The following is a 13,887-nucleotide window of genomic DNA, read 5'->3' as shown; positions in this document are numbered from 1 at the left end:
CCTGCGGTGGAGCAGACTTCCTGGAGAACAGCATGATCAAAATTGCAGTACCAAATAAAGGTTCCCTATCAGAAGCGGCTTTAGAAATCCTTGGTGAGGCCGGATACAAGGGACGCGGTCACTCCAAAACCCTAAATGTGGTGGATCTAGACAATGGGGTGGAATTTTTCTTCCTCCGCCCGAAGGATATCGCAATCTATGTCGCCCGCGGCGTGCTCGACCTCGGGATCACAGGGCGCGATTTGGCGCTCGATTCCAACGCCCAATTTAAAGAAGTCCTCTCACTTGGCTTCGGTGACTCAACATTCCGCTACGCCGCACCCCAAGGAGAAGGGTGGGATATCTCTCACCTTGAAGGCAAGCGCGTAGCAACGTCGTACCCGAATTTGGTCCGACAGGACTTGGCGGAGAATGGGATTTCCGCCGATGTGATCCGTCTCGACGGCGCGGTGGAAATATCCATCCACTTAGGTGTGGCCGATGCCATTGCCGATGTCGTGTCAACTGGTACTACGCTGCGACAGCAGGGTTTGGCGCCCTTTGGTGAGCCCATCGTCAGCTCGGAAGCTGTCGTCATTAAACGCCACGGTGCAGAGGTGACGCCGGAAGAGCAGGTTGTCTTGGGCCGCATCCAAGGTATTTTGCACGCTCGCACCTACCTCATGATCGATTACAACATCGCGGAAGAAAATCTGGACAAAGCAGCTGGTGTTACTCCGGGCCTGACTGGGCCGACGGTTTCACCGTTGGCGCGACAGGACTGGGTGGCGGTGCGTGCGATGGTTCCGCAAAAGGAAGCCAACCAGATTATGGATCGACTTTCCCAACTCGGTGCGGAGGCAATTTTGGCTTCCGATCTCCGCATTGCCCGCTTTTAGGGGGAGTATTAAATTCTTGGTCGTCCCAATTGGGGCGAAACGTGGCTACCATTGGCGCTTGAGATTATTCACTCGGACATCATTCTCGACAGGCAAAGGAGCCGCGCCATCATGGCAAAGTCGTCTAAGAAAGAAGAAAAAGACACTAAGTCTGCCGCAAAGCAAGCGGAGGATAAGCAGGAGGATAAGACCACCCATTCTGCACAGCAAAAGGTAGCTGAGCAGAAGAAACCAAAGACGTCGAGCAAAAACACTCGTACGGAAACCGACCTGATCGGTGATTTGGAAATTCCTGCTGACGCCTACTTTGGTGTCCACACCGTCCGCGCGATGGATAACTTCCAGATTTCCTACGTGACCATTAATACCATTCCGCACTTCATCCGCGGCATGGTGAAGGTCAAGAAGGCCGCCGCGATGGCCAATCGTCGCCTGCACGTGCTGCCAAAGAAGAAGGCAGAGGCCATCATCTGGGCATGTGACCAAATCTTGGACGAGGGTCGCTGCATGGACCAGTTCCCGCTCGATGTATTCCAGGGCGGTGCCGGCACCTCGTTGAACATGAACACCAATGAGGTCGTTGCCAACCTGGCCCTTGAGCACTTGGGGGAGGAGAGGGGCTCCTACGACATCATCAACCCCAATGACGATGTCAACATGTCCCAGTCCACCAACGACGCTTACCCAACTGGCTTCCGTCTGGGCCTGTACGCTGCCATCGATGACCTCATCGTGCGCATTGACAGCCTGCGTTCCGCATTCCAGGACAAAGGCAATGAGTTCCAAGACATCCTGAAGATGGGCCGTACCCAGCTGCAGGATGCCGTCCCCATGACTTTGGGCGATGAATTCAAGGGCTTTGCTAATAACCTGAACGAGGAGCAGGCCGTTCTGCGCGACGCACAGAGCCGTTTGCTGCAGATCAACCTCGGTGCAACCGCCATCGGCACCGGCGTTAACACTCCAGCCGGCTACCGTCACCAGGTCACCGCCGCCCTGTCTGAAGTCACCGGCTTGGAGATGAAGACTGCAAGCGACCTTATCGAGGCCACCTCTGACTGCGGTGCCTACGTCTTCTTGCACTCTGCCATCAAGCGCGCTGCCATGAAGCTCTCCAAGATCTGTAATGACTTGCGCCTGCTTTCCTCTGGCCCGCGCGCTGGCCTTGGCGAGATCAACCTGCCGGCCCGCCAGGCAGGTTCCTCCATCATGCCGGGTAAGGTCAACCCGGTTATCCCAGAGGTTGTCAACCAGACCTGCTTCAAGATCTTTGGCAATGACCACGTTGTGACCATGGCCGCAGAGGCTGGCCAGCTGCAGCTCAACGTGATGGAGCCGGTCATTGGTGAGGCACTGTTCCAGTCCATCCGCATCATGGGCAACGCGGTCGATGCGCTGCGTGAGAAGTGCGTCACCGGTATTACTGCCAACGCTGATGTGTGCCGCCAGTACGTGGAGAACTCCATCGGTATCGTTACCTACTTGAACCCATTTATTGGCCACCACAACGGTGATGAGGTTGCAAAGGAATCCCTCAAGACCGGCAAGGGCGTCAAGGAACTCGTGCTGGAGAAGGGGTTACTTGATGAGGCAACGCTGAACAGGGTCCTGTCGGTAGAAAACCTGATGCACCCAGAATTTCGCGGTCAGCTTTTCCTCGATGACAACTAAGTAAAGTTCGCGAGCCGTAGTGCCGCATGAGGTGGGCGATGCCCATCCTCATGGAGGCGCCCACCATTCCGCACACACCGTGTTTTTCTTTTCCGTGGAAAGCGGAAAAGTATTCCATGGTGTGTGCGGTCTCTTGCGTGAATGCCTGACTGGTGTCTCACGGTTCCATAGTGCAGCGGCATGGAAATATACCGAACGGTTTATAACGCGAGGTAGAACACATGTGGGAAGCAGCACAAACGGGCGGAATATGTAAATAAAGCAACATATTCAGGGCAAAATAGAAGTGTAAGGGTGGTCCACGACCGGCAGGCTAAGGCGGGTCCACCACGTGTAGTTGAGAACGTGTGGAGCGTATCCATGGTTATTATTCATATTGTCATCGTTCTCGCGGCCATTATCCTGGGTGCGAGAATTGGGTCCATAGGCATCGGTATGGCCGGCGGCCTAGGCGTTCTCCTTTTGGGCGTTACGGGAGTTCCCGTAACCAGGGAAGACATTCCGTTCGACGTCATCGCCATTATTATGACGGTGATTGCGGCCATCGCCGCCATGCAAAAGGCCGGCGGCATGGACTATTTGGTTCACGTGGCCGAGAAGTTCCTGCGCAAAAACCCCAAAAAGATTACGTTTTACGCACCCATTGTGACCTGGTTGATGACGGTCTTGGCCGGTACCGGGCACACGTCCTTTTCCACGTTGCCGGTCATCGTAGAGGTGGCCAAGGAGGGCAAGGTTCGCCCGTCGCGCCCGCTATCTATCGCGGTTGTCGCTGCGCAGATGGGTATTTGTGCCTCGCCGATTTCTGCTGCAGTTGTCATCCTGGCTGGTCTGCTTGAGCCCATGGGGGTGGGGTACCTCCAGGTGCTCGGTGTGTTGATTCCAGCTACCTTCCTGTCCATCTTCCCGGCAGCTTGGCTTGCCAATAAGTTTGGCAAGGAACTAGAAGATGATCCTGTATACCAAGAGCGCAAGGCCCAAGGCCTGGTCAAAGAACCGATTGGTGCTAGTAAATATGAGCCAAAGGAAGGAGCTAAGTCTTCCGTAGTCATCTTCCTCATCGCCATCGTCGTCGTCATGGCGTGGGCTACCATTTCTTCCGAACAAGTTGGCCTGATTACGGATCCCACGTTGCCGCGCAATGAGGCAATCATGACCGTCATGCTCTCGGCCGCGACGATCATCGTCTTGAAAACCAAGATTCCGACCGGCGACGTGCTCAATACTCCGGTATTTAAATCGGGTATGTCCGCCTGCATCTGTGTGCTGGGTGTTGCGTGGTTGGGAACCACCTTGATCAACCACTACTTGGACGATATTCAAGCGCTGGCCGGCGACGTCATCGAAGCTTCGCCATGGTTGCTGGCAGTGGTGCTCTTCTTCGCCGCAGCCCTGCTGTACTCGCAGGCTGCTACCACTAAGGCGCTCATGCCCGCCGCATTGGCGCTAGGTGTTAACCCGGTTACCGCCGTGGCCGCATTCCCAGCAGTATCTGCTCTGTTCATCCTGCCGACGTACCCAACGTTGCTGGCAGCTGTCGAAATGGATGATACGGGCACGACCAAGATCGGCAAGGCCGTATTCAACCACCCATTCCTTATCCCCGGCGTGGTCAGCATCGTCGGTTCCGTGCTCCTTGGCTACGCACTCGGTGCGGTAATCATTTAGCGAGTCTTCGAACTCGAGGTCCTTGTGGCGTCTTCTCCGCGGAGAGGGCGCCACTTTTATGTGGAATCTTCACCAAAAGAAATGTTCTGCCTCACAGTGTATACCCCCATGCGACTTGGCTAATGTCAGAAATCGGTAGGGTAGGTGCCATGACTACGCAGCCATCCGATGTTGAAATCGCTCAAGCCCATAACCTGCAGCCGATTGCGGAAATCGCAGACAAAGCAGGAATCCCAGAAGATGCAGTAATTCCTTTTGGTTCCACAAAAGCCAAGGTGGATATCACTAAGGTGGACTACGCCAAGGATAAGCGCGGCAAGCTCGTGTTGGTGACAGGAGTGTCCCCAACACCTGCCGGGGAAGGAAAATCTACGGTCCTCATCGGCTTGACCGATGCGCTGGATCAGATCGGGAAGAAGGCCATCGTGGCCCTCCGTGAGCCATCCCAAGGCCCGGTAATGGGTATCAAGGGTGGTGCCGCGGGTGGCGGCTACGCCCAGATTGTGCCGATGGAGGACATCAACCTGCACTTCACCGGTGACTTCCACGCCATTGCCGCGGCTACGAATACGCTTGCGGCCATCATCGACAATCACATTCACCAGGGCAACCAGCTGGGCATCGACCCGCGCCGCGTGACGTGGCAGCGCTGCGTCGACGTGAACGACCGCGCATTGCGCAATGTGGTGACCGGCCTTGGTGGATCGGCACACGGCGTGCCGGCAGAAACGGGCTTTACCATTACGGCGGCCTCCGAGATCATGGCGATTTTGTGCTTGGCGACGAGCCTCGATGACCTCAAGCAGCGGCTCGGCGATATTACCGTCGGGTTTACCTATGACCAGCGGCCGGTGACCGCGCGCGAGCTCGATGCGGAAGGCGCGCTGACCGCGCTGATGCGCGATGCCTTGAACCCGAACCTCGTGCAAACCCTCGGCGGGGTGCCCGCACTCGTGCACGGTGGCCCCTTCGCCAATATCGCGCACGGCTGCAACTCCTTGCTGGCGACGCAGACTGCCCTGCAGTTCGGCGATATCGTGCTGTCTGAGGCCGGCTTCGGCGCGGATCTCGGCGGCGAGAAGTTTATGGATATCAAGTCCCGGTTTGGTGACCTGGACGTGGCCGGCGCGGTGGTCGTGGCGACAATCCGCTCGCAGAAGTACAACGGGGGCGTTGCCGAGGATAAGCTCACCGAGGAAAATGTTGAGGCTCTGCAGAAGGGTATCGTCAACCTTGAGCGCCACGTAGAAAACCTGCGCAAGTTTGGTATCAAGCCCGTTGTCGCGCTGAACCTCTTCTGGTCCGATACGGAGGCGGAGCGCCAGTTTATGCGCGATTGGGCCAAGGACTTCGGCGTGGCCTTGGAAGAGGCCAACGTCTGGGCCGAAGGCGGCGCGGGAGCGACGAAGCTGGCCGAGACCTTGCTGGAGAGCCTCGAGGGCGGCGCGCAGCAGCTCTATGATCCTGAAGTAGGCATCGAGGCCTCCATCGAGACCATCGCCCGCGAGATCTACCGCGCGGACAGCGTGGAATACGGCTCAAAGGCTGTGAAGGACTTGCAATACATCAAGGACAATGGCTGGGATAAATTACCCGTGGTCATTTCCAAGACGCAGTATTCCTTCTCGGATGAAGCAACCGCATTGGGCGCTCCGGAAGGCCACACGCTGCACGTGCGCGAGCTACTGCCGCGCACCGGTTCGGGGTTTATCGTAGTGCTTACCGGCAACGTGATGACCATGCCGGGCCTGCCCAAGAAGCCGGCGGCCAATAATATCGACGTCGCCGCCGATGGCACGGTATCCGGACTGTTCTAAAAGGAGTTAATCCGCCGCGGAGCCCGGCCAACCCGGGTACTCCGGCGGCGTGCCGCCAAATTCGGGGCAGATCGCCTGATGCGCGCACCAATTACAGAGCTTGGAGCGTTTCGGGCGAAAATCCCCGGCGCGCCCATCGGCCTCAATCTTGGCCCACAGCTGGCCTAGATCGCGCTCGAAGTATTCGAGTTCCTCCTGGGTAGGGGCTAAAAACATCGAATCCAGCACCTTTAGATACATCAGTCGTAGCTGGTGGGGGATTGTTCCCAACAAGCGCCAATACACTAGGGCATAAAACCGCATCTGGAATTGGGCGCTGTGGGAAAAGCGCGGTGCTGGTTTCTTGCCCGTTTTATAATCCACGACGCGCACCTCGCCGGTGGGGGCGCGGTCCACGCGGTCAATAAACCCGCGCACGGGCACGCCGTTGGGCAGAACCGTGTTGACATACATCTCGGTTTCTTGGCAGTCGAAGCCCTGCGGGTTTTCCATCTGGAAATAGCCTTTGAGCAGCTCGCGGGCGGCGACGAAGAAATCATACGTCTCGTCTTCGGGCACGAGCTCGAGCAATTCAGCGTCCTGTTCCGTCATCGCTGCCCAGCTTGGCTTAATCATCTTTACTGCGGCTGGGTAAGTGCGCTCTTCGCGCGGGAGTTTATGCGTTTCTTCTAGGACCGCGTGGACCAGGGTTCCCTTAACTTGGGCGATGGTCTTGGGCTCGGGAATCTTGTCGATGGCCCGGAAACGGTAGAGCAGAGGGCACTGCTGGTAGTCGGAGGCGCGCGAGGGCGACAGGGCAAGAGGGCGGGGAGTAGATGAAGTAGCCATGGTGTATCTAGCCTATCGCTGATAGTTTCGTGGCAAGCTAGAAGGTATGAGTTATACCGATAAGTTCCTTGATTTCTTGGCGGCTTCGCCGTCGTCGTACCACGCCGCGCATGAGGTAGCGCGCCAGCTGCAAGAATTCGGTTTCCAGGTCCAGGATGAGCGCGAGGATTGGTCGGCGGCACTGGGCGGGCACGTGATGGTCCGCGGCGGCGCGGTTGCCGCGTGGTACGTGCCGGAAGGCGCCGATAAGAATTCCGGTTTCCGCGTTATCGGTTCGCATACTGATTCGCCGGGGCTGGCGCTTAAGCCCACGCCCGATTTTTCTGCTGCAGGCTGGCAGCAGGTCGCGGTAGAAATCTACGGCGGCGCCTTGCTGCACACGTGGTTTGACCGCGAACTTACCGTCGCCGGCCAAGTTGTGACCACGGATGGGCGCCAGCACTTGGTGAATACGGGCCCGATCCTGCGCCTTCCTTCGCTGGCTATCCACTTGTACCGCAAGGATGAGTTCAAGCCGGACCGGCAAAAGCACATGCAGCCGGTGCTGACGGTGGGCGATGAAGATGCGTCGATCCTACAGGTGGTGGGGGAGCAGGCGGGCATTGCCAAGCAGGATATCGCGTCCTTCAACCTGATTACGGCCGATGCCGCCCGAGGCGCGGTCTTTGGCGCGGGCGAAAAGTTTATCGCGGCTGGCCGCATGGATAACTTGTCTTCGGTGCATGCCTCGCTGGAGGCTATGCAGAGCGCTGCGCAGGACTATGACGGCTCCGATATTTTGGTTATGATGGCCTTTGACCACGAGGAAGTGGGATCGAGCTCCCGCTATGGTGCCGCCGGGCCCATCCTGCAGGACGTGTTGACCCGCACTGCCCGCGCGCTGGGGGCCAATGAGGAAGAGCGATTCCAGATGTTCGCCCGCTCAAGCTGCGTGTCTGCCGATGCCGCGCACTCGGTGCACCCCAATTACACGGATAAGCACGATCCCACCCATCAGCCGATCATTGGGCAGGGTCCAGTGACCAAGATCAATGGCAACCAGCGCTATGCCTCCGATGCGCAGACGATCGCGTTGTGGGAGACCGCGTGTGCCACGGCTGGGGTTCCGGTGCAGCGTTTCGTGGGCAATAACGATGTGCTGTGCGGATCGACCATCGGCCCCATTACCGCAACGCGATTGGGCATCGATACCGTCGATGTGGGCGTGCCGATGCTATCGATGCACTCCGCGCGCGAGATGGTGGGCGAGCAGGACCAAATATGGCTCTCGCGGGCACTTGAGGCATACTTGAAGGGTTAGTTTCCCACAACCTCGAGGAGTTTTGCGGCATGGCTTATTCTGGCCCCTTTTCCTATGGCGACCGCGTGCAGCTGACGGACGCCAAGCGGCGCCACTACACGGTCATTTTGAAAGAAGGAGGCCAGTTCCATTCCCATAAAGGCATAATCAACCACGATGACATCGTGGGAATGGATGAAGGTTCCGTCATCGAGTCCACCTTGGGCTCGTCCTTCCTGCTCTTCCGCCACCTCATGGTGGATCACGTCCTCTCGATGCCGCGCGGCGCCGCCGTCATCTACCCCAAGGACGCCGCACAAATCTTGGTCGAGGGCGATATTTTCATGGGCGCCCGCGTGCTTGAGGCTGGTGCGGGCTCCGGTGCCTTGTCGATGTCCCTCCTGCGCGCCGTGGGCCCCGAAGGCCACGTCTATTCCTACGAAATCCGTGAGGATCACTTGGAGTATGCGGTCGATAATGTCGAGGAATACTTTGGCAGCCGCCCCGAGTGGTGGTCGCCGCGCCTGGGGGATCTTGGCGATGTCACCGCTGACGATCTCGGTGGCCCCGTTGACCGCATCATCTTGGACATGCTTGAGCCCTGGGAGAACTTGGAGACCGTACGCGATCTGCTGATCCCCGGCGGCGTGTTCATGACCTATGTGGCAACGGTTCCGCAGCTGATGAAGGTCATGGAGGGCATTCGCGAGCTGCAGTGCTTTACCGAGCCGAAGGCATGGGAGTCTCTGGTGCGCGAGTGGAAGGTAGAAGGCCTGGCCACCCGCCCAGAGCACCGCATGAATGCGCATACCGCATTCCTCATTTGGACCAGGCGGCTTGCCGATGGCGTCACCCCGCCGCGCCCCCAGCGCCGCGCCCGCAAATAGAATGCGCACTATTTAAGTACACGGATGTAATTAATTGCTAAAGTGGCCTCGCTCATACCTTTTCGCGCGTTAAAGTGGTGTGCATGGATGAAGCCACGGATAATAAGCGGCAACTCAGCCAGCTTGCTGCGCGCAATCAAAAGCTGGTGGAGCTTTTACAGAAATCGCGCGCCGAGCTTGAGCAGTTATTTGCTGAGGTCAATGCACTTGCAGAGCCTGCCTCTACCTACGGTGTCTTTTTGGCCTACTCGCCGCACCAAAGCGAGGTAGGAACCACGGCGGAGGTTTATACCAACGGCCGCGTCATGCAGCTCAAGGTCTCTCCCAACGTGGAGCCGGGAAGCCTGCAGGTGGGCCAACAGGTGCGGTTGGGAGATGGCTTCGTGGTCGTCGAAGGCTGCGCCCCCACGAGCACCGGCGAGCTTGCCACCGTGGTCGAGCGCTTGGACCAGCGCCGGGCCGTCGTGGCTAAGTCTGCGGGGGATAACCGCGTCGTTCTCCTCGCACAGGCGCTGCAAGAAAGCGTGCGCGCGGGCGAGGTCGTGCTGTTAGATACCAAGGCCTCCGTGGCCGTGGAAAAGGTGGATAAAGCAGAGGTATCCCAGCTCTCGCTGGAGGAAGTGCCAGATGTGCGCTACGAGGATATCGGCGGCCTAGACGAGCAAATTTCGCAGATCCGTGATTCCGTCGAGCTGCCCTTTATCCACCCAGAGCTCTACAGGGAATATGGACTGCAACCACCCAAGGGTGTATTGCTTTATGGCCCACCGGGCTGCGGAAAGACGCTCATTGCTAAAGCAGTGGCGAACTCTTTGTCTACCCAAATGGGGGGAGATGGATCCAGCTACTTCCTCAATGTTAAGGGCCCAGAGCTGCTGAATAAGTACGTCGGTGAAACAGAACGCCGCATCCGGCTGATCTTTGAGCGCGCACGCGAGCTCGCCCAGGCCAGCGCGGATCGCCCGGTGGTCATCTTCTTTGATGAGATGGAATCCATTTTCCGCACCCGCGGATCCGGGGTCTCGTCCGATATGGAAACCACCGTCGTTCCACAGCTGCTAACGGAGCTCGACGGCGTGGAGGGCCTCAGCAATGTGGTCATCATCGGCGCCACCAATAGGGAAGAGCTCATTGACCCCGCCATCATGCGCCCGGGTCGGCTGGATATGAAGGTGCGCATCAATCGCCCCACCAAGCGCGGCGCGCGCGAGATCTTCGCCCGCCACTTCGATCCGTCCATTCCGCATGTGGGTGATATTGACGAGCTCATTGGCGATGCCGTGGATGAGCTGTATAGCGATAGGCCGTTTGCGCAGCTGCACTTTAGCAATGGGCAACGCCAAGTCCTGCACTACCGGGATTTCGTCTCTGGCGCGATGATTGCCAATATTTTGGCCCGGGCTAAAAAGCTGGCCATCAAGGAAGCTTTATCGCACCACGGTGCGGAGCGCGCCGTGGAGGAAGGCACTGGGGGCGTTGAAGGGGGCATCGGCAAGCAGCACCTGCGGGCAGCCATCGCCGCCGAGCAGGAGGAATCGGAATACATGCCCACCTCAACCAACCCCGAGGAATGGAGCAAGATTGTCTCCACGGATCACAGCGGTTCGCGCGTGACCAGTGTGGAACTTTTAAGCGGAAGGAGCTGTACGTGGCCCGCGTGCTAGGAACGGAAACGGAATACGGTATTTCTACGCCTGATTCGCCGGAGGAATCCCCAATCATTACCTCGACCCATGCGGTTGTGGCCTATGCCGCGCTGTATACGGGGGCGCGTTCGCGCTGGGATTTTGCGGAGGAACACCCCTTGCGGGACTCGCGCGGTTTCGATCTCAAGCGCTACGATACGGTTCCCGTGGTAGACCCCAATGCGGTGGGGGTAGCCAATGTTGTCACCCCGAGCGGGGCGCGGTTTTATGTGGACCACGCCCACCCCGAGTATTCGGCTCCGGAGTGCACGAATGCTTGGGACGCAACGCTCTATGATGCCGCCGGCGATTTCACACTGCTGCAGGCCCGGGATGCCGTCGCGGAGCTAGCAGCACAGGGAAAGTCCGTCTTGGCGGACCGGCAGCCGTGCCCGCCGCTGCGGTTGTATAAAAACAACGTCGATGGCAAGGGTGCCAGCTACGGTTCGCATGAAAATTATCAGTATGCCCGCAGCACCGATTTTTCGGTCATGGCCCAAGCGCTGATCCCCTTCTTCGTGGCCCGGCAGGTCGTCATTGGTGCTGGGCGCATGGGGCGCGGCGAGTTTGGGGAGGAACCGGGGTTCCAGATTTCCCAGCGTGCGGATTATATGGAGCAAGAAATTTCTCTGGAAACCACCCTCAATCGCGGCATTATCAATACCCGCGATGAGCCCCATGCCATCCACGATGATTTTGGCCGCCTGCACGTCATCATTGGCGATGCGAATATGTCGCAGACCTCGACGCTGCTGAAATTGGGCATGACCTCGCTGGTGCTCGATGCCATTGAGGCGGGCACAGACTTTAGCGATCTGCGTTTGGCCGATGCCGTCGCGGAGGTTCCCCTGGTAAGCCGCGATCTTGAATTGCGCCACCGGCTCACGCTTGCCGATGGCCGCACGCTCACCGCCCTCGAGCTGCTCAACGAATACCGCCGCCGCCTGCAGCCGGAGACCGACGCCGATCGCAAGGTGCTGGCGGCCTGGGACGAGGCAGTAGAGCTGCTTGCCGATGACCCCCTCAAGGCCTCCCACCTCCTAGATTGGGTGGCCAAGTACCGGTTGATCAAAAGCTACCTGGACCGCGGCATTGCCCCAGATGATCCCAAGCTGCGCCTCATCGACTTGCAATACGCGGAAATCGATCCGGAGAAGTCGCTGCACCATGCGCTGGTGCGCAAGGGCCAGATGCGCCAGCTCTTTAGCGCCGAAGATTTGCACCGCGCTGCGGCCGAGCCGCCCGCTGATACGCGGGCATATTTCCGCGGGCGCATAACGCAGAAATTCGGCGAAGATATCATCGCTGCCAGCTGGCAAAGCCTCACCCTGCGCCGTGGTGATAAGGACGGACACGCCCGAAACGGAGTCTGGGCCACCGTGGCCATGGATGATGCCCGCGGGCTCACCCGCGCGGACTGCGAAGACATCATCGATGGCGCAAGCAGCGTAGAAGAGTTGCTCGAAGGCCTTGCTGCCATCGGTATCCAGCCCGAGTATCGTAAGTAATGATCACCTAATACGACGAAAGGATGACACCGTGTCCACTTCGAATCGCCAGGTCAATAGTAATAATGGGGGAAATGACCCCGAGTCAGAGGAAGAATTTACCGCAACCCAGCTCAATATCAACACCTCCGGCACCGATGATCTCCTGGATGAGATCGATGGCCTGCTGGAAAATAACGCGGAGGAATTCGTCCGCTCCTACGTCCAAAAGGGCGGACAGTAGGCGTGGAATCCACCCGTCCCGTTTTTGCCCGGCGGATTATGGGCATCGAAACCGAGTATGGCCTGTCCACGGCGACGCCGAAGAGCCAGCGGGCATTAAGCCCGGATGAGGTTGCGCGCGTGCTCTTCCGGCCGATCGTAGAAAAATACGCCTCGTCCAATATCTTCGCCACCAATGCCAGCCGCCTATACCTCGACGTCGGCTCGCACCCTGAGGTAGCTACCGCCGAGTGCGATAGCCTTAGCCAGCTGATCGCCTATGAATGCGCCGGTGACCGCGTGATGAACCGCCTCGCGCTACAGGCCGAAGCTGCTTTGGTCGCAGAAGGAAACGAGCGGCCGGTCTACCTTTTTAAGAACAACGTAGATTCCGCCGGGCACTCCTTTGGCTGCCACGAGAATTACCTCATTAGCCGGCATATGGTGCTCAAAGATCTGGGCGTAGCGCTCTTGCCCTTCCTGATTACCCGCCAACTTATCTGCGGGGCGGGAATGGTGCAGCCAGCCAAGGGCGATCACCCCGCGCAATTCCTCTTATCGCAGCGCGCCGACCAGGTATGGGAAGGCGTCTCGTCTGCGACCACCCGTTCCCGGCCCATCATCAATACCCGCGATGAGCCGCACGGGGATTCCAAGCGCTTCCGCCGCATGCACATCATCGTTGGTGATTCCAATATGGCAGAGCCCACCATCGCATTGAAGGTCGGCTCCACCCTGCTCATGTTAGAGATGCTGGAGGCAGGCTTCGAGCTGCCCGAACTCGAGATCGCGGATCCCATCCACCACATTCGCACCATCGCGCGAGATATGACCGGATCTACGCCGCTGCCGCTTGTTAGCGGGGGAACCATTACGGCCCTAGAAGTCCAGCAGCAGCTTTGCGCGCGGGCGCGCGATTGGCTCGCTCACCGCGAAGATACCGGCACGCCCACGGCGGAATTGGAGCGCGTCGTTGACCTGTGGGAGCGCATCCTGCGCGCCATCGAGACCGGAGATTTCTCCGGCGTAAACCGCGAGATTGATTGGGTCATCAAGTTCGAGCTGCTCGAGCGCTACCGTTCCCGCCTAGGCGGTGACTGGGCGCATCCGAAACTTACGCAGGTTGATATGACCTATCACGATATCCGGCCCGGGCGAGGTTTGTATGACGTGCTGCTGCGCCGCGGGATGATCGAGCGCTGGATTGAAGATGAAGACATCGAGCGTGCAGTATCGACCGCGCCGCCGACCACGCGCGCGGCCTTGCGCGGCGCGTTCCTGACTGCCGCCGAAGACTGCGGCGCGCACGTGACCGTGGATTGGACGCGGCTGAAGGTCAACCGCCCCGAACCGCGCACCGAGGAGCTGCTGGACCCTTTCGCGTCCACCGATCCGCGCATTGAAGCATTGCTAGACTATATGCACGATAATCACGCCTAAGGCGTGCACATTGAGCACAGGGGAG

11 protein-coding genes are annotated in these 13,887 nt (G+C 58.7%); 10 read left to right on the top strand and 1 reads right to left on the bottom strand.

Annotated elements, in window-relative coordinates:
- The first annotated feature begins 32 nt into the window (after window positions 1–32).
- The 4 genes from hisG (at window position 33) to ABRP64_RS04320 (ending at window position 6,034) form a co-directional block, all read left to right on the top strand.
- Window positions 33–878 (top strand): ATP phosphoribosyltransferase, encoded by an 846-nt coding sequence (hisG, locus tag ABRP64_RS04335; RefSeq protein ID WP_349865567.1) that lies wholly within the window; start codon window positions 33–35, stop codon window positions 876–878.
- Between the two features lie 111 nt (window positions 879–989).
- Window positions 990–2,549: an aspartate ammonia-lyase gene (gene aspA, locus ABRP64_RS04330; protein ID WP_349865566.1), complete on the top strand. Its 1,560-nt coding sequence runs from the start codon at window positions 990–992 to the stop codon at window positions 2,547–2,549.
- A gap of 360 nt (window positions 2,550–2,909) precedes the next feature.
- Window positions 2,910–4,217, top strand: coding sequence for an anaerobic C4-dicarboxylate transporter (locus ABRP64_RS04325; RefSeq protein WP_284770660.1), 1,308 nt, complete (start codon window positions 2,910–2,912; stop codon window positions 4,215–4,217).
- A gap of 149 nt (window positions 4,218–4,366) precedes the next feature.
- Window positions 4,367–6,034, top strand: coding sequence for a formate--tetrahydrofolate ligase (locus tag ABRP64_RS04320; RefSeq protein WP_349865564.1), 1,668 nt, complete (start codon window positions 4,367–4,369; stop codon window positions 6,032–6,034).
- Window positions 6,035–6,040: 6 nt separating this feature from the next.
- Here ABRP64_RS04320 and ABRP64_RS04315 read toward each other — a convergent pair whose 3' ends face one another.
- Complete coding sequence (locus ABRP64_RS04315) at window positions 6,041–6,862, bottom strand: RecB family exonuclease (RefSeq protein WP_284771884.1); 822 nt, start codon at window positions 6,860–6,862, stop codon at window positions 6,041–6,043.
- Between the two features lie 46 nt (window positions 6,863–6,908).
- Between ABRP64_RS04315 and ABRP64_RS04310 the strand changes: the two genes are divergently transcribed.
- The 6 genes from ABRP64_RS04310 to pafA all read left to right on the top strand — a co-directional run bounded on the left by ABRP64_RS04310 (window position 6,909) and on the right by pafA (window position 13,862).
- Complete coding sequence (locus ABRP64_RS04310) at window positions 6,909–8,162, top strand: M18 family aminopeptidase (protein WP_349865563.1); 1,254 nt, start codon at window positions 6,909–6,911, stop codon at window positions 8,160–8,162.
- Window positions 8,163–8,191: 29 nt separating this feature from the next.
- A complete protein-coding gene (locus tag ABRP64_RS04305) occupies window positions 8,192–9,028 on the top strand; it encodes a tRNA (adenine-N1)-methyltransferase (protein WP_349865561.1) in 837 nt (278 codons plus the stop codon).
- An 83-nt stretch (window positions 9,029–9,111) separates the two neighbouring features.
- Window positions 9,112–10,692, top strand: a complete 1,581-nt coding sequence (arc, locus tag ABRP64_RS04300; RefSeq protein WP_349865560.1) for a proteasome ATPase — start codon at window positions 9,112–9,114, stop codon at window positions 10,690–10,692.
- Window positions 10,677–12,221 (top strand): depupylase/deamidase Dop, encoded by a 1,545-nt coding sequence (dop, locus tag ABRP64_RS04295; protein WP_349865558.1) that lies wholly within the window; start codon window positions 10,677–10,679, stop codon window positions 12,219–12,221. Before arc ends, dop begins: the two co-directional genes overlap by 16 nt.
- Window positions 12,222–12,252: 31 nt before the next feature.
- Entirely contained in the window at window positions 12,253–12,444 is a 192-nt protein-coding gene (locus tag ABRP64_RS04290; RefSeq protein WP_349865556.1) for a ubiquitin-like protein Pup, read from the top strand.
- A gap of 38 nt (window positions 12,445–12,482) precedes the next feature.
- On the top strand, window positions 12,483–13,862 hold the full coding sequence (gene pafA, locus ABRP64_RS04285) for a Pup--protein ligase (protein ID WP_349865590.1): 1,380 nt from the start codon (window positions 12,483–12,485) through the stop codon (window positions 13,860–13,862).
- The last annotated feature ends 25 nt before the right edge of the window (window positions 13,863–13,887 follow it).

It is taken from the genome of Corynebacterium sp. KPL4015, from assembly GCF_040225725.1.
GTDB classification, from domain to species: domain Bacteria; phylum Actinomycetota; class Actinomycetes; order Mycobacteriales; family Mycobacteriaceae; genus Corynebacterium; species Corynebacterium rhinophilum.
Note: the sequence above shows the minus strand (reverse complement) of the source record. Positions and strands in the feature narration are given on the sequence as shown.

Excerpts from the sequence above, each read along its gene's own strand:
- ABRP64_RS04305 (WP_349865561.1), top strand. The coding sequence starts at position 8,192 with ATGGCTTATTCTGGCCCCTTTTCCTATGGCGACCGCGTGCAGCTGACG.
- ABRP64_RS04310 (WP_349865563.1), top strand. The coding sequence starts at position 6,909 with ATGAGTTATACCGATAAGTTCCTTGATTTCTTGGCGGCTTCGCCGTCG.
- pafA (WP_349865590.1), top strand. The coding sequence starts at position 12,483 with ATGGGCATCGAAACCGAGTATGGCCTGTCCACGGCGACGCCGAAGAGC.
- ABRP64_RS04315 (WP_284771884.1), bottom strand. The coding sequence starts at position 6,862 with ATGGCTACTTCATCTACTCCCCGCCCTCTTGCCCTGTCGCCCTCGCGC.
- ABRP64_RS04320 (WP_349865564.1), top strand. The coding sequence starts at position 4,367 with ATGACTACGCAGCCATCCGATGTTGAAATCGCTCAAGCCCATAACCTG.
- hisG (WP_349865567.1), top strand. The coding sequence starts at position 33 with ATGATCAAAATTGCAGTACCAAATAAAGGTTCCCTATCAGAAGCGGCT.
- arc (WP_349865560.1), top strand. The coding sequence starts at position 9,112 with ATGGATGAAGCCACGGATAATAAGCGGCAACTCAGCCAGCTTGCTGCG.
- ABRP64_RS04325 (WP_284770660.1), top strand. The coding sequence starts at position 2,910 with ATGGTTATTATTCATATTGTCATCGTTCTCGCGGCCATTATCCTGGGT.
- aspA (WP_349865566.1), top strand. The coding sequence starts at position 990 with ATGGCAAAGTCGTCTAAGAAAGAAGAAAAAGACACTAAGTCTGCCGCA.